Annotated in this window: 12 protein-coding genes; all 12 read left to right on the top strand. The window is 41.2% G+C overall.

Annotation, left to right across the window (positions count from 1 at the left end):
- Positions 1 to 37 precede the first annotated feature (37 nt).
- The 12 genes from ACRD69_RS02090 (at position 38) to bglX (ending at position 22,456) form a co-directional block, all read left to right on the top strand.
- Entirely contained in the window at positions 38 to 2,245 is a 2,208-nt protein-coding gene (locus ACRD69_RS02090; RefSeq protein WP_430813405.1) for a T9SS type A sorting domain-containing protein, read from the top strand.
- Positions 2,246 to 2,365: 120 nt separating this feature from the next.
- A complete protein-coding gene (locus tag ACRD69_RS02085; protein ID WP_430813404.1) occupies positions 2,366 to 2,788 on the top strand; it encodes a DUF4625 domain-containing protein in 423 nt (140 codons plus the stop codon).
- Positions 2,789 to 2,940: 152 nt separating this feature from the next.
- Positions 2,941 to 5,847 carry a SusC/RagA family TonB-linked outer membrane protein gene (locus ACRD69_RS02080; RefSeq protein WP_430813403.1) on the top strand — a complete coding sequence of 969 codons (2,907 nt, stop codon included), beginning with the start codon at positions 2,941 to 2,943 and terminating at the stop codon, positions 5,845 to 5,847.
- A 9-nt stretch (positions 5,848 to 5,856) separates the two neighbouring features.
- Positions 5,857 to 7,344 carry a RagB/SusD family nutrient uptake outer membrane protein gene (locus ACRD69_RS02075; protein WP_430813402.1) on the top strand — a complete coding sequence of 496 codons (1,488 nt, stop codon included), beginning with the start codon at positions 5,857 to 5,859 and terminating at the stop codon, positions 7,342 to 7,344.
- Positions 7,331 to 8,167 (top strand): DUF4843 domain-containing protein, encoded by an 837-nt coding sequence (locus ACRD69_RS02070; protein ID WP_430813401.1) that lies wholly within the window; start codon positions 7,331 to 7,333, stop codon positions 8,165 to 8,167. Before ACRD69_RS02075 ends, ACRD69_RS02070 begins: the two co-directional genes overlap by 14 nt.
- Positions 8,168 to 8,563: 396 nt before the next feature.
- Positions 8,564 to 11,446, top strand: coding sequence for a LuxR C-terminal-related transcriptional regulator (locus ACRD69_RS02065; RefSeq protein WP_430813400.1), 2,883 nt, complete (start codon positions 8,564 to 8,566; stop codon positions 11,444 to 11,446).
- Between the two features lie 307 nt (positions 11,447 to 11,753).
- A complete protein-coding gene (locus tag ACRD69_RS02060; RefSeq protein ID WP_430813399.1) occupies positions 11,754 to 14,873 on the top strand; it encodes a SusC/RagA family TonB-linked outer membrane protein in 3,120 nt (1,039 codons plus the stop codon).
- 21 nt (positions 14,874 to 14,894) lie between these two features.
- Entirely contained in the window at positions 14,895 to 16,415 is a 1,521-nt protein-coding gene (locus ACRD69_RS02055) for a RagB/SusD family nutrient uptake outer membrane protein (RefSeq protein ID WP_430813398.1), read from the top strand.
- A gap of 19 nt (positions 16,416 to 16,434) precedes the next feature.
- Positions 16,435 to 18,192: a PKD domain-containing protein gene (locus ACRD69_RS02050; RefSeq protein ID WP_430813397.1), complete on the top strand. Its 1,758-nt coding sequence runs from the start codon at positions 16,435 to 16,437 to the stop codon at positions 18,190 to 18,192.
- Positions 18,193 to 18,264: 72 nt separating this feature from the next.
- Positions 18,265 to 19,365, top strand: coding sequence for a family 16 glycosylhydrolase (locus ACRD69_RS02045; protein WP_430813396.1), 1,101 nt, complete (start codon positions 18,265 to 18,267; stop codon positions 19,363 to 19,365).
- A 25-nt stretch (positions 19,366 to 19,390) separates the two neighbouring features.
- Positions 19,391 to 20,182: a glycoside hydrolase family 16 protein gene (locus tag ACRD69_RS02040; protein WP_430813395.1), complete on the top strand. Its 792-nt coding sequence runs from the start codon at positions 19,391 to 19,393 to the stop codon at positions 20,180 to 20,182.
- 33 nt (positions 20,183 to 20,215) lie between these two features.
- The gene (gene bglX / locus ACRD69_RS02035; RefSeq protein ID WP_430813394.1) at positions 20,216 to 22,456 is read left to right on the top strand and encodes a beta-glucosidase BglX; all 2,241 of its coding nucleotides are present in this window, start codon (positions 20,216 to 20,218) and stop codon (positions 22,454 to 22,456) included.
- Positions 22,457 to 22,467: the final 11 nt, after the last annotated feature.

The raw sequence follows: 22,467 nt of genomic DNA, 5'->3' as shown, positions 1-22,467 counted from the left end.
GGTTAAGTGCCAGTTTGTTAATTAATAAATGATCACTATGAAAAGATTTACAATGTTTTTATTGGCTACCATATTAGCTATTGGTAGTATGGTGGGACAAACCGAGAGCCTGCCTGTAATTGTAAAAGATGCTTCTGTCACACCGCCGGTTGGTCCGTCCATAGGAATTGACCCGACTTTACTGGGTGGTGCGACTGTAACAGTAACTGATGGTGTTGATACCTGGACTGCAGATACAGGAAATGATGCCCTTAATGATGAGTTTGGCTTTGGTATTGCAACCTTTAATGATTTGCCTGTAGGTACTTATGATATTACCGTTGAAATGGATGGCTATGTAACACAAACCATCTCCTTTGAACTAACCAGCGATGTATCTACCCAGGGAGGCCCGACCGTTATGCTTGAGCCTGTTACCGAGAACATGCCTGTCATCGTAAAAGATGCTTCTGTAACACCGCCAATCGGTCCGTCCATAGGAATTGACCCGACTTTACTGGGTGGCGCGACTGTAACAGTAACTGATGGTGTTGATACCTGGACACTGGAAACAGGTAACGATGCCCTTACTGATGAGTTTGGCTTTGGTATTGCCACTTTTAACGACTTACGCCATGGCACCTATGATATTACCGTTGAAATGGATGGCTATGTGACGCAAACCATCTCCTTTGAACTAACCAGCGATGTATCTACCCAGGGAGGCCCGACCGTGATGCTTGAGCCTGTTACCGAGAACATGCCTGTCATTGTAAAAGATGCTTCCGTAACACCGCCAATCGGTCCGTCCATAGGAATTGACCCGACTTTACTGGGTGGCGCGACTGTAACAGTAACTGATGGTGTTGATACCTGGACACTTGAAACAGGTAACGATGCCCTTACTGATGAGTTTGGTTTTGGTATTGCCACTTTTAACGATTTACGCCATGGTACCTATGATATTACCGTTGAAATGGATGGCTATGTGACGCAAACCATCTCCTTTGAACTAACCAGCGATGTATCTACCCAGGGAGGCCCGACCGTGATGCTTGAGCCTGTTACCGAAAATATGCCTGTCATTGTAAAAGATGCTTCCGTAACACCGCCAATCGGTCCGTCCATAGGAATTGACCCGACTTTACTGGGTGGCGCTACTGTAACAGTAACTGATGGTGTTGATACCTGGACACTGGAAACAGGTAACGATGCCCTTACTGATGAGTTTGGCTTTGGTATTGCCACTTTTAACGATTTACGCCATGGCACCTATGACATTACTGTTGAAATGGATGGCTATGTGACGCAAACCATCTCCTTTGAACTAACCAGCGATGTATCTACCCAGGGAGGCCCGACCGTGATGCTTGAGCCTGTTACCGAGAACATGCCTGTCATTGTAAAAGATGCTTCCGTAACACCGCCAATCGGTCCGTCCATAGGAATTGACCCGACTTTACTGGGTGGCGCGACTGTAACAGTAACTGATGGTGTTGACACCTGGACACTGGAAACAGGTAACGATGCGCTTACTGATGAGTTTGGCTTTGGTATTGCCACTTTTAACGATTTACGCCATGGCACCTATGATATTACTGTTGAAATGGATGGCTATGTGACGCAAACTATCTCCTTTGAACTAACCAGCGATGTATCTACCCAGGGAGGCCCGACCGTTATGCTTGAGCCTGTTACCGAGAACATGCCTGTCATTGTAAAAGATGCTTCCGTAACACCACCAATCGGTCCGTCCATAGGAATTGACCCGACTTTACTGGGTGGCGCGACTGTAACAGTAACTGATGGTGTTGATACCTGGACACTGGAAACAGGTAACGATGCCCTTAATGATGAGTTTGGCTTTGGTATTGCCACTTTTAACGACTTACGCCATGGTACCTATGATATTACCGTTGAAATGGATGGCTTTGTAACTCAAACCATCTCCTTTGAACTAACCAGCGATGTATCTACCCAGGGAGGCCCGACCGTGATGCTTGAGCCTGTTGCTACTTCAGTAAATAATCAAAAGCAAAATATACTTCGCATATACCCTAACCCGGCAGTTGATGTCATTAATATTCAATCAGACATTGCCATTAAGTCTGTTGAGGTATATACAATTGGAGGTGTATTGGTAAAAAGCCTTACCGGTGAGCATATTACTCAGCTTCATATCTCTGATCTGTCGAAAGGTGTTTACGTGGTTAAAACCATTGATGTAAGAGGTAAACAATTGATAAACAAGATAAATAAAAACTAACCCCATGCCGGAAACAACTCCCTCAACGGAGGGAGTAGTTTTCATTTAATGAACGTGTTTGAACAACCTGATACGTACCAATGGTTTTTCAAACCACCCTATAGACAAAAAACTAAGACGATGATAAAAAAGTATATTATAGGAATCATGTTTCTTGTGCCTTTGTTGGCAGCATGTGAAAAAGACAAGCTGGAGGATACGATGCCGCCCGAAGCTGTAGTGAGTTTGCCAACCGACAATACTGTTTATATACGAGGCAATACACTCATGTTTACCGGTGAGTTTACTGATGATGTAGAACTAAAGGAATGTACTTTTTATCTGACTCAGGGACTGAAAGCTACACGTGGATGGGATGATCCATGGGAGCCTGTGCCACAAACTTTTCCTTTATCAGGTAAAGAAGATAGTCTCGTTGAACAATTCCTGTTTGAGCTGGCCATTCCTGCCGACATCAAATCGGGCGATTACATACTTAGCATTTTAACGGTAGACAAAGCATTAAACTATAGTACAACCGAAATACCAATAATGATCAAATAGTTGGTCATCTGAAATGATAATTCAAAATTCTAAAGAATACTAATTATAATTCTGTCTCTGTAATTACAGGCTTTTAAAGCTGGTTTGACAAGCTGTCAGGCTCTCATGATTATCAGGGGCAGCTATGAAATAAAAACTATAAAATAATTGAAATGAAGCATGTATTAATTTATCTGCTCTTGCTTTGTATTGCCTTTAGTCAACCGTTAATGGCGCAAACGACTACAATTACGGGTTCAGTAAAAGACAAGGAAAGCGGAGAAGCAATGATTGGTGTTACCATTGTAGTAAAGGGAACAACCATAGGAACAGTAAGTGATTTTGAAGGTAATTATAATCTTCAGGTTCCTGCAGATGCGCAAACACTGGTATATTCATTTATTGGCTATCAAAAACAAGAAGTGAGTATCAGGGGGCAGCAAACAATTAACGTTCTAATGGAGTCTGACTCAGAGGCTATTGGTGAGGTGGTTGTAACAGGGTATGGCATTAAAAAGAAGGGAACTTACACCGGTTCGGTTGAGGTTGTTTCGGCCGATAAAATTGAGCAGGTACCTGTTGCCAGTTTCGACCAGGTACTGCAGGGACAAGCGCCCGGATTAATTGCCATAGGTTCATCCGGTGCACCAGGTTCAGCTGCCACCGTTCGTATTCGTGGTATCAGTTCTATTAATGCCGGAAATGATCCCTTGTACATCATGGATGGTATTCCGATTACTGCAGGTCAGTTTAGCTCTCTTAACCAGAATGACATTGAAAATGTGTCCATCCTTAAAGATGCCACAGCCACCTCGCTGTATGGTAGCCGTGCAAGTAATGGTGTTATTGTGATCACAACCAAGCGTGGTAATAAGGAAGGTAAAACAAAGATACAGTATCGCGGCCAGTACGGTTTTAACAAAATAGCGCGCGATAATTTTGAAATGATGAATACTGAGCAAAAGATTCAGTATGAAGAAGAGACAGGCTTGAAAACCTATACGCCGGAAGAGAAGCTGGAACTGATGAAGACCAATACCAACTGGTTGGATGTCGTATTGCGCGATGCCTTTACACAATCGCACGAAATATCGGCGAGTGGCGGTAACGAGAAAACTCAGTTCTATATCTCCGGAAGCTATTATTACCAGGAAGGTATTCAGTACCGTTCAGATTTTGACCGTATGAACTTTCGTTTAAACCTGGATAACAAAATATCAGAGAAGGCCAAGCTGGGAACAAACCTGACCATTGGTTATGAAACCAACAGCAATACCATAACTGCAGGTAACAACGTTTTTAACCCTATCTTCTCCGCCCGTCTGCTAAATCCATACCTTAAGCCATACGACGAAAACGGGGACTATAATAACGAAGGTCTGCCATGGGCCAACCCCATTGAGCAATTGATGCTGAATGATAACTCTAACAATACATTAAAGATCGTAGGCGGTGTGTTTTTTGATATTGAACTGGCAAAAGGACTGGTGTTTAAAACCAACGTAGGAGTTGATTTCTATGATTATACACTGAATGATTACCTGCACCCGGAGTCGGAGTGGGGAGCTGCCACAAACGGAAAAACAACCCGTGCTTTCAGGCGAAACTTCAGATTAACCCCTACTAATACGCTGACTTACAAATTTAACCTTGCAGACGCCCATGATTTCAATGTGATGCTGGGACAGGAGATCATCAGTAATAACTCACAGTCGTTCAGTGTAGGAGCCAAAAACCTGCCCAAGGATCTAAAGGTTTTGAACGTGGCTGCCGAGTCTGATTCATGGGGCGGTAGTGCATACGATTACACAGTGGCATCCTTTTTTGCCAATATGGCTTATAGCTATAACTACAAATACCTGGTTGATCTGAGTATCCGTCGTGATGGTTCATCCCGCTTCGGGCAGAACAATCGCTGGGGAACATTCTGGAGTGCCGGTATTGGCTGGAATATTCAGGAAGAAGGTTTTATGAAAGATATTGCCTGGCTCGACCAGTTAAAGTTACGGGCCAGTGTTGGTGAAACAGGAAACTACAATATTGGTAATTACGAGCATCAGGCGCTCTTTGGCTATGGTACTTATATGAACCAAAGTGCAGCTTACTTTTACCAGCATCAGAATGATGACTTAACCTGGGAGCGCAAGCTAAAGGCTAATGTAGCCCTTGATATGGCATTTATGCGTAAATACCGCATGAAAGTTGACCTTTACCAGGAAACGACCAAAGACATGTTGTTTTATATTCCTTACTCATTAACAACAGGTACAGGAGGACGCATGGAAAACATTGGTGAAATGACCAACAAGGGTATTGAGCTGGAGATTGATGCAGAACTGTTGAGTATTCGTGATTTTCGTGTTCATCTGAATGCGAACATGGCTTATAATCTTAATGAAGTAACGAAATTATATAATGGCCTTGAAGATATAGACCAGGGCTATACAAAAATAACTGTTGGCAAACCATTGGGTACATTTTATATGACGGAGTGGGCCGGCGTTGATGAATCAACTGGTAAAGGCCTTTGGTACAGAGCTGATGGAAGTGTAACGGATACATACTCTGATACTGATCGTCAGTTATTGGATGGAAAGGTTTATCTGCCACCTTTAACAGGCGGTTTCACCGGTACATTCTCATATAAGAATTTGCAGTTATCTGCATTCTTCTCATGGATGGCAGACAAATGGATTGTTAATAACACCCGCTTTTTTACCGAGAGCCAGGGAATGTTTATGAGCTATAATCAAAGCACAGATATGCTTGACTACTGGAAAGAGCCTGGTGACCAGGCCAGACATCCGCATCCCGATTATCAGGATAACCAGTTTGACACCCGGTTGCTGGAAAATGCTTCGTTCCTGAGGTTGAAAAACCTGAATATATCATATACGATAAATCCCCGACTGCTCGATAGAACAGGCTTTTTCAGAAGTGCAAGAATTTATGCGCAGGGACAAAATCTGCTAACATTTACAAAATACAAGGGTATTGATCCCGAGTATTATGGTGTTAATGAACTTAACATGTATCCCCACGTGAAAACATTCACATTTGGTATCGACCTTGGATTTTAATAAAGGATTATGAAGAGAGGAAAAAAAGAGTCGTTTCATCAAGTAAAGTTTAAAAAAATGTATCGCAAACTAATATATAGTTCATCAATAGTATTGTTGTTACTGGCAATGACAGCTTGTGAAGATTTCTTCGACAAGCAGCCGCACGACAGCACTTCGAAAGAAAATATACTGACCAGTGAGAAAGATGCACAAACACTTCTCTATGGTATGTATTCAGGGTTTATGTCATCGGCTTCCTATGGCAAATACCTGAGTGTAACACTGGATATAATGACAGATGCGTCCTTGGCTTCGGCAGGATTCACCAATCAAATGGGCGATCTGTATGCCTGGAAAATCAATCCCGGAACATCTGAAGTAGGCTCTGTTTGGGCTAACCACTATGCTTCGATCTACAATACCAATTACATTATCAATAATATTGCATCCATTGAGGGGGATGCCGAAAACCTTGACCGGATATTGGGAGAAGCACTGGCAGGACGTGCCCTGTTGCACTATAACCTGGTGCGCTTATTTGGTAAGGCCTATAACAATGAAACTGCATCATCTGATCCTGGGGTGCCATATATTACAGTGAATGAGATTGATTCGCCTGTGCGAAACTCTGTCGCTGAAGTGTATAAAAACATTGTTTCCGACCTTGAAGATGCTGAGGTTTTACTGGGTGATAACAGGTTTTACGACAATGTGATCTTTACTAAGGATTTTGTTCGTGGCTTGCTGGCTCGTGTGTTTCTTGAAATGAAAAATTACGATGGCGCGATTGCTTATTCAACGCTTCTGATAGATAGTGAGTCATATGCACTAAGTGAAGGTATATCGTTTATTAATATGTGGCTTAACGATACTGGAACGGAAATAATATGGAAAGTGGGTTATACACCGACAGACTTTGGTGCTGCTCCCGGTTATAATTTTTACAACCGTAATAATGCCAATACATTACCAATGCCCGATTATATTCCGGCCGAATGGTGGGTTAACAGTTTCAATCCGTCAATTGATGTTCGTTATCCGGCTTATTTAAACTATACACAAACTGGTTTTGGATGGGCAGGTCATCTGATCTATAAGTACCCGACAAATCCGGCGTACACCAGCCAGGGTATGAATATGCCCAAACCGATGCGTCTGGCTGAAATGTATCTGATCAGGGCCGAATCATATGCTTTTAAAGATGATGATAACGCCGCCCAGGATGATATAAGTGCTTTGCTTGAAAAACGTATAATCAACCATAGCCGCGTGACATTAACAGGAGATGAACTAAAAGATTTTATTCTCGATGAGCGTAAAAGAGAGTTAATGTTTGAAGGTTTTTACTGGTACGATTTAAAGCGCCATAACAAAGGTTTTGAGCGTGTACCACAGGCTAATACATCAACAGCCAATGATCTGTTGATTACAGCTGATGATTACCGTTGGCAGTGGCCGATACCTACTTCCGAGTTGAATGGTAATGAAAACATCAGGCAAAATGAAGGCTATTAATTCTAAAGAGAAGGAAATGAAAAACTATATGAATAAACTGGCTCCATTATTGATCCTGCTACTGTTAGGGGCCTGTCAGGAAAATAATATTGAACTATATGACGGACCATCACAGATACACTTTACTGAAACCAATAGTAGTGTACTGGTGGATGAGTCAGAGCCACTGGTGAACATACCGGTAGGGGTTACCAAAGCGGTCGATGTTGATCGTCAGTTTACCGTTCAGGTTGATACAGATGAATCAACAGCCATAGAGGGAGTTGGCTTTGAGTTGTTAAGTCCTCAGATTACCATTAAGGCGGGAGAGGTATTGGGCGAGGTGCAGGTGCGCTGCCTGTATGCCGGAGCAGAGCCAAACGGTCAATTGTTAAAAATGAACCTGACAGCAGCGAATGATCAGAGTGTTGCCGATTTTCAGAATGCCTATTACCTGGAATTGTATAAGTATTGCGAGTTTAATCAAAGTGAATTTATCGGAATCTTTCATGTAACAGAAACTGATTACTGGCAAAATACCTATGAATATGAAGTGGAAGCTACTGCCGGAGACGATCCTTATTCCATTTATGTTTCCGGTTTATGGGGCGTGCCTGAAAAAGTAAAAATCGCTTTTGACCGTAAAGAGGCCAGTTGTTCCATTCCGGCTCAATACTTTTTTGATGATGCCAACTATGAGAACGCCTGGATTCGCAGTCTGGAAGATGGTCAGTATAATGCCTGTCTCGGTACAATTAAAAACCTGGTGTACTTTGTGTATCCCGAAGGCTCAAACCAGGGCTGGGACCTTGGTACATTTGATATGACAAGGATTAGTAAATAGGAATAATTCCCGATTCGATTAATTTATCGAATGAAGGCTGTTTTCTTTCAACGGAGGAAAGCAGCCTTTTTTTTACGTTTTAGAAAAGTGAAAGAGAGGACAAGTTCCTTCAATGTTCGTTCAATGTTCGTTCAATGTTCGTTCAATGTTTGTTCGATGTTCGTTCGATGATAATTGATGAAAATATGACTGAGTTATGATTGAGTAGTTATTGAATAGTTATTGTTTTAGCAAGTAAATATTTTGCTTTAGAATGTCTGTTGATTTGTCAATTTTCACCAAAAGCAGGGTTTGGGTCCAATTTATTGGAATACCGTTATCTCAATATGTTTTCCATTACAAATAGTAACAATAGTATTCTTTTTATATCTTCACATGACTTAAGATAATGCGCACATGTATCGACTCATTTTATTATTTACTATACTATCGCTGGCATCAATCATTAGTGCTCAAAAGTTAGGAATTCCTGAAATCGAATATTTTAACCGTCGCCATTATGGAGGTGCTACCCAAAACTGGAAGGTATCACAGAGTTCTGACGGACTGATGTATTTTGCCAATAATAATGGTCTGTTGGAATATGACGGGGTCAGCTGGTCGTTGTACAATGAAATGAATGCCGGCATTGTTAGAAGTGTTAAGTGCATTGGAAATAAAATATATTTGGGCACAAATAACGACTTTGGTTATTTTGAATATGATTCATCTAATCGATTTACCTATAATTCATTAGCATACTCTGACGAGTTGAAAAATCTGGGTGATGTGTGGACGATCAACGGATGGAGCGATAAAATAGTATTTCACACTGAAGCCGGGATTGTCCTTCATGAGGAAGGGGAAGAGACTATTGTTATTCCCAGTATTTCAAGGTTTATATCATGCTTTGTGGTCAATGAAATGCTATTGGTGCACGATGAACAAAAAGGATTGCTCGAGGTGAGGGGTGAGCGTATTTTTCCCGTATCCGGAGGAGATCAATTGGCAGAGTTGAATGTGTCTTCAATTATTGCTCTTTCTGAAAGTGAGATGCTTATCAGCACAATGAATAAAGGTTTGTTTACCTGGGATTTAAACGAAATAAAGGTTTGGGACGGGGAAGTAAATGAACTGTTAATTGATGCCAATGTGTTTTGTGGCGAACGCTATAGTGATGATATTCTTCTGTTTGGTACCATTCAAAACGGTTTAATCGTGGCCAATAATGATGGTGACCTGGTTATGGAGATCGATAAGGATAAGGGGCTGATGAATAATACCATTCTGGCACTCTTTGTTGATAAAGAAGGCGGTGTTTGGTGTGGGCTCGATAATGGAATTGCCAGGATCAGCCTGAATAATAATGTTTCATTTATATCGGGGTATTATAACCTTGGTACGGGCTATATACAGGAGCGTTATGGAAATGACTGGTTTTTCGGTACCAATCAGGCCGTTTTTAAAATTTCAGATAAGGAATTTAAAAATCCACTGAAAGACAGAACGTCCTTTACAAGGGTCAAAGGTACTGACGGGCAGGTATGGAGTTTTTTTAGAGATGATACTAATTTATTATGTGGTCATAACCTTGGGGTATTCGAGATCCTTGGTAATTCAAGCCGTTTAATCACACCCTCGTCGGTCAACGGTGTCTGGAATTTTAAAAAAGTACCCAATAATGATAAACTCATGATATCGGGGACGTATAATGGTTTGATACTGTTTGAGAAACAAAATGATAAATGGGTTTTTAAGAAGCATTTAGAAGACTTTATCGAGTCTTCCCGTTTCATTGAATGGGATCAAACGGGACGGCTGTGGATCTCTCATGATTTTAAAGGCGTTTACTGCATATCCTTTTCTACCGATTATAATTCGATTACTTCTGTGACGCAATATGCTGCCAATGAATTTTCAGAAACGAATAATGTGACTGTCACCAAAATCAATAAGCAGATGGTGATTATTGGTAGTCGTGGTATGTATCGCTTATCCGAGCGTGGAACCATAGAACAATTCGAAGAATTTGACCATTTTTTTAGCGGTCAATATCCTTCCAATATAGAAGAAGATGTATATGGTAACCTTTGGCTTATTTATACCGATTACATAGAAGTGTTAAGGTATCTGGAAGATGGTACGTACAAGAAAATTTCATTGCCATTTATTCCGCTGGAAAAGAAACTGGTCAATGGGTTTGAGTCAGTTTTTGTTTCCGATAAAGAGAATGTGTTTTTTGGAATTGAAGACGGGTATGCCCATTATGTGATGCAGGATTATAATAATTTCCGTATACCTTTTAATGTTCATTTACGCATGTTCAGAGGGAGGGCCGATAGTTTAAAATATACACTGCACCAGGGTGAAGGTGATGATTATGTCCAGTCTCAGGTGCCGGTATATCCTTTCCAGAAAAACTTCTTTACAATTGATTATGCCGCTACTTTTTACAGTGATAAGGATCTGGAATACTCTACTTATCTTTCAGGATTTGATGATGAACCAACTGCGTGGGGCAAAGCAACCAGGCGCGAATTTACCAAGCTTAGGGAAGGCGATTATTATTTTACCGTTAAAGCCAGAAATCGTTATGGGGTACAGTCCTTGCCACTGACCTTTCAATTTAAGGTATTACCGCCCTGGCACAGGCACATGTATGCGAAAATTGGTTATTTAGTTATAATGCTGATCATTGTGTTTGTTGTTACCCAGGTATTTAACCGGCGCATTGAGGCAAGTCGTCAAAAAGAAAAGCTAAAGGCCAGACAGCGTTACCAGGAAAAAGAAGAGCAGCTGACCAGTGAGGCTTTGAGGGCTGAGAAAGAAGTGATAAAGATGCGTAACGATAAGTTACGCAGTGAAATGAAGTTTAAAGAAAATGAGTTGGCCGGTCTTACTGTGCATATTATTCAGAAAAATGATCTGTTGATTGAGTTACAGGGGCAGTTAAATCGAATTAAGAGGATTAAAACACATGCCGAAGCGGAGCGAAAGATTGATAACCTGATTAAGAAGATCAGAAAGGATATTGAAAACGAAACCAACTGGGAAAGTTTTGAAAAGCAATTTGAACAGGTTCATCATACCTTTCTTAATCGCTTGTTGGAAAAGCATAATGATTTGACCGAAAAGGAAAAGAAATTGTGTGCTTATATAAAAATGGGCATGGCATCTAAGGAAATTGCCTCATTAATGAATATTAGTACCAGGTCGGTAGAAAACAATCGCTATAAATTGCGTCAGAAATTAGGATTACAATCCGGTGACGATTTAAGCGGGTACATAGGGGCCATTTAACTTTTTTGCCACCTGACCCCCAAAAAAACCTTTACAGAGACGTTGTTTTAAGTGTTTTTAAATGTTAAAAAATGCACCTTGAGGCCTTAATGTTCGTTTTTGTTAAAAGTGAGGGGAGTAGTGGTAGTAAAGTGGAGTTTTATTAAATTATAAATGCCTCAATATAAGTTAATAGGCGAAAGGTGTGTGAGGTAAAAATGAGGTGAATAGTGTGGTTGAGTGAGTATTTTGTGAGGCTATTATATTAGCATTCATTAACAAATGGGTTTTAAGTTTGTGTCATCAAATAATTTTAAATCCATTTATTATGAAACACGTATTAGGGATTATTCTCTTACTACTGACCTTCACAAGTCAGGCACAGGAAATGACCGTTTCGGGTAAAGTAACCGGTACTGATGGAGTACCTGTTCCCGGAGTAAGTGTTGTTTTAAAAGGCACAACGGTTGGAACAATTACTACTATCGATGGTGATTATACATTACAGGCCAATATGGGCGATGTGATCGTATTTTCTTTTATAGGTATGACATCCCAGGAGGTTACAGTTTCTTCTGCGACGATAAATGTTGTAATGGAAGAAGAGTTAACCGATTTGGATGAGGTTGTGGTTATTGGTTATGGCGTACAAAAGAAAAGTGTTGTTACAGCCGCGATCAGTAGCGTTTCAGCAGAAGACCTTGAAGCGAGTACTCCTTCACGCGTTGAAGATGTATTAAAAGGTCGCGTATCGGGTGTACAGATTACACAGAGTTCAGGACAACCAGGTGCTGAATCAAAAGTGCGTATCAGGGGTATCGGTACTATCAATAACAGTGATCCATTATACATCGTTGATGGTATGGCTGTTGGTGGAGGTATTAATTACCTTAACCCTGCCGATATCGAGTCTGTTGAGGTTTTAAAAGATGCCGCATCTGCTGCTATTTATGGAGCACGTGCTGCCAATGGTGTTGTATTGGTTACCACTAAGAAAGGTAAAGAAGGAAAAGCAACCATTAACTATGATTTTTCTTACGGATGGCAAAATCCATGGAAAAAGCGTTCTGTATTAAATGCTGAAGAGTACATGGTAATCATGAATGAGATTGCTTTAAATGATGGCAACTCTGCACCTTACACACCGGAAGAAATTGCTGCAGCGGGCGTTGGTACTGACTGGCAGGATGAAACATTTAATTATGACGCACCTGTTCAAAACCACCAGGTGAGTTTACAGGGAGGAAGTGAAAAAGTATCTTATTTCTTGTCATTTGGTTATTTTAACCAGGAAGGTATCGTTGGTGGTAACTACGATCGTTCTAACTTCGAGCGCTATAGTGTACGTACCAATAATACTTACGACGCTTTCGATTACGACCGTAAGTTCCTGTCAAGTTTAAAAGTTGGTATGACAGCCGGTTACTCACGCGTTGTTTCTTCTGGTATTGAAACCAACTCTGAATATGGTTCTATCCTGGGTAGTGCATTGGCATTTAACCCTTCTATTCCTGTTTACGCTGAAGATCCTGATGCTGTATTGGCTCAGTATCCACATGCTGTAACTGATAAAGATGGTCGTGTATTTTCTATTCCACCATCAGGTTTCCAGGAAATCGCTAACCCGGTTGCAATGCTAAATGCACCTGAAAACAGCGAAGATAATTCAGATAAGATTGTAGCGAACTTCTGGGGAGAATTGGAAATTTTTGACGGATTAAAGTTCAAAAGTAGCTATGGTGTTGACCTTGCATTCTGGGGTACTGACGGATACCGTTTCCCACATTTCTTAGCATCACAGGGTAAAGATTTCGACCGTAGTACTGTATACTCAAACATGCACCGTGGTTTCACATGGCAGCTTGAAAATACATTGAGTTACAACAAAACTTTTGGTAAACATAATTTAGGTGTTCTTGTTGGACAATCCGCACAAGAGTATACGTCACGTCATTTATATGGTGATGATTTTGATCTGTTAGAAGAGGATCCAAGTAAAGCTGTTATTGATTATGCTACTGCACCTCGCGATGACGAGCGTACAGCAGGGGGAACTGATGGTGTAACTGCTAAAACTTTAGCTTCTTACTTTGGTCGTTTAGACTATAACTATGACGAGCGCTACATGATTCAGTTCACTGTTCGTCGTGATGGATCATCTAATTTTGGTCCTGAAAACAAGTGGGCAACTTTCCCATCTGTTTCCGGTGGTTGGAACATAACTAACGAAGGATTTTTGGATGGTCGTCCAAATTGGTTCACTTACCTGAAGTTAAGAGCCAGTTGGGGTGTGAATGGTAACGAAAACATTGGAGCATTTGCTTATACCAGTTTGATGGACGGTAACCAGAACTACTTCTTTGGTAGTGGTGATGATGAGTACATGCAATATGGTAGTAGTCCGTCGCGAATTGCTAACCCATATATAATCTGGGAAGAGTCAGAGCAGTTAAACATTGGTTTTGATTCACGTTTCTTCAACAGTGCATTATCATTTGGTTTTGATTACTATGTGAAGAAGACCAACGGTATGTTAATGGATCAGCCAATTCCTCGCTATAATGGTAAAGGAGCTCCTATTGCCAATGCCGGTGATATGGAAAACTCAGGTCTGGAATTCGAAATTTCATACAAGAATAATATCGGTGACTTTAAATACAGTATCGGTGCTAATGCTTCATATCTGAAGAACGAATTGGTTAACCTGGGTAATGCATCAGGTGAGATCGTATACGAAAGTGCAGGAGCTTCAGGTATTGGTGATTTTGTAAAAGGTCAGAATGGTGAGGTATTCCCTTATTTCTACGGATACAAAACAAATGGTATTCTTCAAAACGAAGCCGAAGCAGCAGCTTACAATGATATGTACGGAAAAAGCTCTGTTCCGGGTGATGTAAGATTTGTTGATTTTGATGGTGATGGAGACATTGATACAGATGACCGTACAAAGATTGGTAAAGGTATGCCAGACTGGACATTCGGTATTAACCTTGGTGCTGAGTACAAAGGTTTCGACATGACAGCTTTCTTCCAGGGAAGTATTGGTAACGATATCTACGACTTCTCAACAAGGGGTGATATTCCAATGATGAACCGTCCTTCATGGATCCTGGATCGCTGGACCGGCGAAGGAACATCGAATACTATTCCTCGTGTTACGTCTAAAAATCATAACGATAACTGGGTATCATCAGACTTGTATGTTAAAGATGGTTCATACCTGAGATTAAAGACATTACAGATAGGTTATACCATTCCACAATCGGTATTGAACAATTATATCAGCCGATGCAGAATTTATGTGATGGGTGAGAACTTATTCACATTGACAGATTACGATGGATTTGATCCTGAAATTGCTTCTGGTGATTATACTACTATTGGTATTGACCGAGGTATCTACCCACAGTCAAGAACAATTTCGATTGGTGCAAACATTACATTCTAATCACGACTAAAGATTTTTATTATGACTAAATATATTAAATCATTATTCTTAGCTGCACTTATTGGATTTACTGCGTGTAGCGATGATTTTCTGACAGTCCAGCCAACCTCTTCTCAAGAGGCGGGAGGACCAGCGACCGAGGGGGCGATTCTGTCGAACCTTGGAGCTACATATCAAATCCTTTTATTTGATAGTTATGCTGATTTTCAGTTTAACAGTGTGCCTTTGATGTCAGACTTACGTTCTGATGATATTTATAAGGGTGGTGGTGATGCCGGTGACCAGGCTGCTTTATACCGTTTGTCTCAGTTTTCTTTAGAGTCAAATGATGTTCCTACAGGTCTTTGGAATATCTATTACAGTGGTTTAAGCCGTGCGAATAACGCTATTATCGCTTGTGAGAATGCTGTAGATGTTGACGAAGATAAGTTGGCCCAGTATAAAGCCGAAGCTCACTTCCTGAGAGCTTATTATGTACATTGGTTGTGGAAATTCTGGGGTAACATTCCATATTTTGAGGCTGACCTTGACGAGCCATATATGGCACGTCAGTATACTGCCGATGAAGTTTATGCTGAATTAATTGAAGACCTTAATATAGCCACTGCTGAAGGTGCATTGCCAATGAATACAACTTCGGCCAACGACGGTCGTGCAACGCGTGCAGCTGCCATGATGTTAAAAGCCCGTGTTGTTATGTATCAGAAAGACGCCGGTAAGTATGCTGAGGTGATGGCTGATATGCAGACTATTGTTAGCGAAGGTGGTTATTCTTTACCTGATTATGCCGGAATGTGGGCTCGTACCGGAGAATTCGGTGGCGGATCTATTTTTGAAGCGAACCATTTACCTGAAGGTAAAGACTGGGGTGCTGCATGGACAGGTTTTGGTACTAACTTACCACGTTTTATCTCGCCTAACGAGTTAAATGGTGATGATTTGTTATCAGGTGCTGATTACTATGTTGGCGGATGGGGATTTGGTCCTGTACGTCCTGAGTTAATTAGTATTTTCGAAATTGGAGATAAGCGTTTAGCAGGTTCGATTAACCAATTTGCAAAAGGAACATATACAGAGCGTTTCCAGGATACGGGTTATTTCATGGCCAAGTATGCTGCACGTGAAGATTATGATGATGCGCCATATACGCCTGACCTTAACTTCGAGAACAATGTTCGTATTTTCCGTTATGCTGAAACATTACTGAACATTGCCGAACTGGAAGTGGTGCATGGAGTAGCTGCTGGTGCCAAGAGTGCTCAAAGCGCATTGGATGATGTCAGATCAAGAGCTGGTTTAGGTTCTGTTGCTGCCGACACAGATAATATCAAACTGGAGCGTCGTCGTGAGTTTGTTGGTGAAGGTGTTCGTTTCTGGGATATCGTTCGCTGGGGTGATACCGCTGTTCTGACAGAAGATATTCCTGAATTCTCATCGACACGTACATGGGCTGATTACATGAAGTACTTACCTATTCCTCAGTCAGAAATTGATAAGACAGAAGGTGAATTTAAGTTAGTACAAAACGAAGGTTATAATTAATTAGTAAATCTAGATAATTATGAAAAATAGTATAAAAACAGGTATCGCAATGTTGGTGGCAGCTGTTCTGCTGATTGGTTGTGAGCCTAAAGAATTCGATAAGTCTGGTTTGGGGAAAAATGGTGCTCCGACCGATGAAGAAATGAGTTTTACCATTGAGCCGGGTGAAGATGAGTTTCACTTTGTGCTAACCAATCTTACACCTGTTTCCGGTGTTCATACCGTAAAGTGGAGCACAGGAAACGGAAGTACTTTAGAAGGAGATAAAGTAATTGCTTATTATCCCCTACCTGGTAATTATGAAGTTACATTGACCATTACTGCCAACAATGGTGAAGCCAATTCAAAAATGGATGAAGTGGAGCAGACAGAAACAGATTATGAGTTTCTGGCGAGTCCTATCCTGACAGCCCTTACCGGTGGTGCAGATGCACCTGATGGTAAAACATGGGTGGTTGATAGTTTGGCCAGTGGTCACTTTGGAATCGGACCAGCTGCTGGTACCGGACTGGAATGGTGGGCTGCTACGGCTTTGCAAAAAACGATGTCAGGTGCCTATGATGATGAGTACACGTTTAAACTGGTAGATTTTATCTTCGACTTTAAGAATAATGGTGATTCATATGTAAAAGATTATCGCAAAGACGACCCTAATTATTCTAACCCTGTTGAAGTAGATGGTGTTGATTGTCGTGTAACATATAACACTACTGAACCTGCAACTTGGTCAATGGTAGAAAGAGACGGTGTTAATTACCTTTCATTATTATCTACAAAGCCATTATTCTTCGGTTTTGATTATGGTGGTACTTATGAGTACAGAATTGATGAGATTACCGAAACTGCTATCAGTATGAGTACGATCGGTCAGGATGGAAACCGTTGGTACAATAAGCTGATCTTAAAAGGATACGAGAAACCTGTTGTTACCTTTGAAACTGTAATTGCTGCAACAAGTAATGAAAATGAATGGTCTGTTAACCTTAACAATGTGGTTATTCCTGAAGGTATTTCCGTAAACGGTTACACAGTTGATTTTGGTGATGGTTCTGAAGTATATACAACTGAGGATTACAATGCTGCTATTACTCACGTATACATGCGTAAAGGTAATTACCCTGTTACCATTACCGTTCTTGCATCCAATGAAGACGTTGTGGATAATCAGTCAATTTCAGTTGAAAACTATCACTCAGAGTACATTCCTTTCTTATTGGATTATATGGTAATGTATGTGGATAACAGTGAAGTGGAGATGGCTCCTGTTCTTGGAGAAAACTGTGATGTAACAGTGGTTGAAAATCCACAGCGCATTTATCCTAACAAAGGAGTTAATGTATTCCATTACAGAAAAGAAAATCAGCAATGGGCTAACGCCTTTATGAAGTTACCTGCAGGATATCGTTTTGATCTGACAAGAACATCTGTATTCAAAATGATGGTAAAAGGTAAAGCTGGTCAGCAGATTCTTCTGAAGCTTGAGAATACTGATAAAGGAGGTAATGCATGGCAAACAGGAACGTATGACCTGATCTATACCATTCAGGCTGATGATACCTGGGAAGTGGCTGAATATGACTTCGCTGGTGTTGGTGCCGGATGGGACTGGACTGGTGATCAGTTTACAGATGACGTAACTACAGACCCTCGTTTCAACGAAGGTTTCTATAACGTGATTCGTATTATGTGCAACCCTGGTGTTGGTGAAGGAGTTCACGAATTCTATTTCGATGATTTGGCCGGACCACACGTGGAAGGTCTTAAGTCTGCAAAATAATTTTGAAATCTATGGGTCAGTGCATCTGCGGATGCACTGGCCTTTTCTATACGCAACAAGCAATATTAAAAAATGAAAAACTATCTGATAGGTGTCAGAGTACTGTTAATGGTACTTGTTCTACCTGCATTTATTTCGTGTGGTGGTGATGAAGGAGAGTCTGGTTATACCCCCGACTTTACATTTGAAGTAGTTGATGGAGATGCTAATTCAATAGTTTTTACCAATAAATCAGTGGGTGATTACCTGTATGTCGATTGGAATTTTGCTAATGGCAATACCACCGGAAAATCGACCGATAAAACTAAGGTTCACACTATCTATTACCCATTAAAAGGTAGTTATGAGGTAGAGCTAACACTCTGGGGACCCAATAATACCTTAAGTGATACCAAAACAGTCAGCTATACAATTATTATTGATGCTGACGACCCTGACTACGTCAATCCTGAAGGGCTGATCTGGTCCGATGAATTTAACAGCGCAAGCGTAAACTCAGCAAACTGGACCTTTGAAACAGGTACCGGTAATAATGGCTGGGGCAATAATGAGCTGCAGTCTTATACCAATGGAGACAATGCTAAGATTGTTGATGGTAAATTAATTCTGACAGCTGAAAAAATTAACGATAATACCCAACAGGGATCTTATACTTCAACACGTATGATCAGTTGGGGTAAGCAGGAATTTACTTATGGCCGTATCGAAGTACGCGCCAAACTACCATCAGGCAGAGGAATATGGCCTGCCATATGGATGCTTGGAGCTAATCTGGGTCAGGTAGGATGGCCTGCTTGTGGTGAGATCGACATCATGGAGTATGTAGGCTATCAGCCGGATGTAGTGCATGCTACGGTTCATACAAACTCTGGGTATGCCGGGAATGGTAATGGAGGTAGCAGATCTTTAGCAACCTGCGAAGAAGAGTTTCACATTTACGGCTTGCTTTGGACAGAATCTTCCATGACATTTTATATCGACTCACCTGAAAATATCGTGCATACTTATGCACCGGCCGATAAAAATGCTGATAACTGGCCATTTAATAAACCACACTTCTTCATTCTTAATGTTGCGGTTGGTGGTACATGGGGAGGATTACAAGGTGTTGATAATTCTATTTTTCCACAGAGCATGGAAATTGACTATGTACGTGTTTACGAACTTGATTAAAACTAATAATAAGCAATAATATATCATGAGATTTCTTTTTGTAATCATAACCGCGTTCATACTGACCTCTTGTACTGACAAGGATGGTTACGAGTTGGTGTGGAGCGATGAGTTTGATTATAAGGGTCTCCCTGATTCGACAAAATGGAGTTACGATACTGAAGGAAATGCATGGGCCTGGGGCAATAGTGAGCTTCAGCATTATACCGCACACAGGCATGAAAATGCTCATGTGGACAATGGTATTCTTAGTATCACTGCTCACGCTGAAGATGGTTATAATCAGCCATATACTTCAGCTCGTTTAATCACAAAGGAAAAAGGTGACTGGTTGTATGGCAAGGTAGAGGTAAGGGCTAAGATACCTGCGGGCACAGGTCTTTGGCCGGCTATATGGATGTTGCCAACGGATTGGGAATATGGCAGCTGGCCATTAAGTGGGGAGATTGATATAATGGAGCATGTGGGTTATTCACCCGATTCAGTCTTTTTTACCATTCATACCGAGGCATATAATCACACAAAAGGAACTGAGAAGTCGAAAGCTGTTTGCCTGCCCGATGCGAAAGCTCATTTTCACATATACGGGATCGAGTGGACAGCCAATAAATGTACTTTCTTCCTTGATCATGAGAAAGTATTCCAATATAAAAAGCAAACCAATGCGTCTTCGTCAGAGTGGCCTTTTGATAGAAGGTTTCATTTGATACTCAACCTTGCTGTTGGTGGTACCTGGGGAGGCAAGCACGGTGTTGATGAATCTGTATTTCCTGGTACAATGGAGATTGATTATGTAAGAGTTTACCAAAAGAAATAAGCCTGGCAAGGGCAGCAATATAAAATAAAACACATGAGAAAGTCCGGATATATCTTTATAGGGGTAGTATTATTATTCATTTACAGTTCTTGTCAAATGAATGAACAAACGAACAATGCATCAGAGATCGACAATAAAGTTGAGGCACTGATACAGCAGATGACACTGGATGAAAAGATTGGTCAGATGTGCCAGGTTAACGGTGGTCAGGGCCATGATGAGAGCATCCGCAATGGGGCAATTGGATCAATTCTTAATGAAGTAGATCCTGTTAATATTAACAGGCTGCAAAAAATAGCACTTGAAGAAAGCCGTTTAGGTATTCCGATTATTGTGGCCCGTGACGTTATCCATGGTTTTAAAACCGTTTTTCCTATTCCATTGGGGCAAGCAGCCACATGGAACCCGGAATTGGTTCAGGAGGGGTGTCGCATTGCTGCCAAAGAGGCGTCCTCAACCGGCGTTAAATGGACCTTTGCACCAATGATTGATATCAGCAGAGATGCACGTTGGGGGCGTATCGCAGAAAGCCTGGGAGAGGATCCTTATCTGACTTCAGTACTTGGGGCTGCTATGGTAAAAGGATTCCAGGGCGATAGTTTAAATGATCAGACAAGCATCGTAGCATGTGCGAAACACTTTGCCGGCTATGGAGCTGCAGAGGGCGGTCGTGATTATAATTCTACCTTAATACCGCCGCGTGAATTACGCGATATTTACCTTCCTCCTTTTAAGGCGGCTGTTGATGCAGGGGTACGTACTTTTATGTCAGGTTTTAATGATATTGATGGTGTTCCTTCAACAGGCAGTGAATTCTTATTCCGACAGGTGTTGAGAGAAGAATGGCAATTTGATGGCTTTGTGGTAAGTGACTGGGCATCACCCTGGGAAATGATTAACCATGGGTTTGTTGCCGATGAGAAAGAAGCCGCCAAACGATCAATTATCGCAGGTGTCAATATGGAGATGGCGACAACGACCTATCGTGATAACATTAAAGCATTGCTGGACGAAGGTGCATTGGATATTAAAATAATCGATCAGGCTGTTCGTGAGATTTTGCGTGTAAAATTTGAACTGGGTTTGTTTGATAACCCATATATAGCTGAGGAAAGTCAAAATCAATTTGCCAAAGCAGAATATCTGGAGGCTGCCAAACAGGCGGCTAGCCAAAGTATGGTTTTACTGAAGAATGATGAAAAGCTTCTACCACTTAAGTCAACCCAAAAGATTGCCTTAATCGGTCCTATGGCTAATCAGGCCTACGAGCAGTTGGGAACCTGGATTTTCGACGGAGACAGTACACTTAGTATTACTCCTTTAACAGCACTACAGAATGAGTTTGGAAAAGATAAGGTGTTGTTTGCAGAAGGAATGTCAATTAGTAGAACCCGTCATAATAAGGGTTTCAGACAAGCCATTAAGCAGGCAAAAAAATCTGATGTTATTGTGTTTGTTGGAGGGGAAGAATCTATCCTTTCAGGTGAGGCACATTCAAGAGCAAATATTGATTTACCTGGCGTTCAGAATGATCTGATCAAAGAACTGAAGAAGACTGGTAAACCATTGATCCTGGTTGTTATGGCAGGACGTCCCCTGACTATAGGAGAGATCAGCAAATACGCAGATGCCGTTATTTACGCGTGGCATCCCGGAACTATGGGTGGCCCTGCTTTAGCTGATATATTAAGTGGTAAATATAATCCATCAGGAAAACTGCCTGTTACCTTCCCGAAGGTTGTTGGTCAGATACCGATGTATTATAACCATAAAAATACCGGTCGTCCTGCAAATCCTGATTCATGGACACAGATGTATGATATTCCTGTAAAGGCGCCACAAACGTCTTTAGGAAATGAGTCGCATTATATTGATGCCGGTTATGAGCCTCTTTATCCTTTCGGTTATGGATTGTCATATACGACATATGAGTATAGCGAATTAACGATTAATAAGACCAATTTCAATAGGGATGAAACAATTGAAGTATCATTCAATATTGAGAATACAGGTGAATTTGACGGAGTAGAAATTGCACAGCTTTATGTACGCGATTTAGTTGGTAATGTATCCCGTCCTGTAAAAGAATTAAAAGCTTTTAAACGTATTAGCCTGCAAAAAGGAGAACAAAGCACCATATCGATGGAAGTGAAAGTGAGTGATCTGGCCTTCCATAATATTGAAATGGAAAAAGTGGTTGAAGCGGGTGAGTTCCAGCTATGGATTGGAGGAGACTCAAATGCCACGCTGTCCACTAAGTTCACCGTGAACTAATGAATGGGATT

It is taken from the genome of Carboxylicivirga agarovorans, from assembly GCF_050589845.1.
Classification (GTDB): Bacteria; Bacteroidota; Bacteroidia; order Bacteroidales; family Marinilabiliaceae; genus Carboxylicivirga; species Carboxylicivirga agarovorans.
This window is presented reverse-complemented; position numbering and strand designations above follow the sequence as displayed.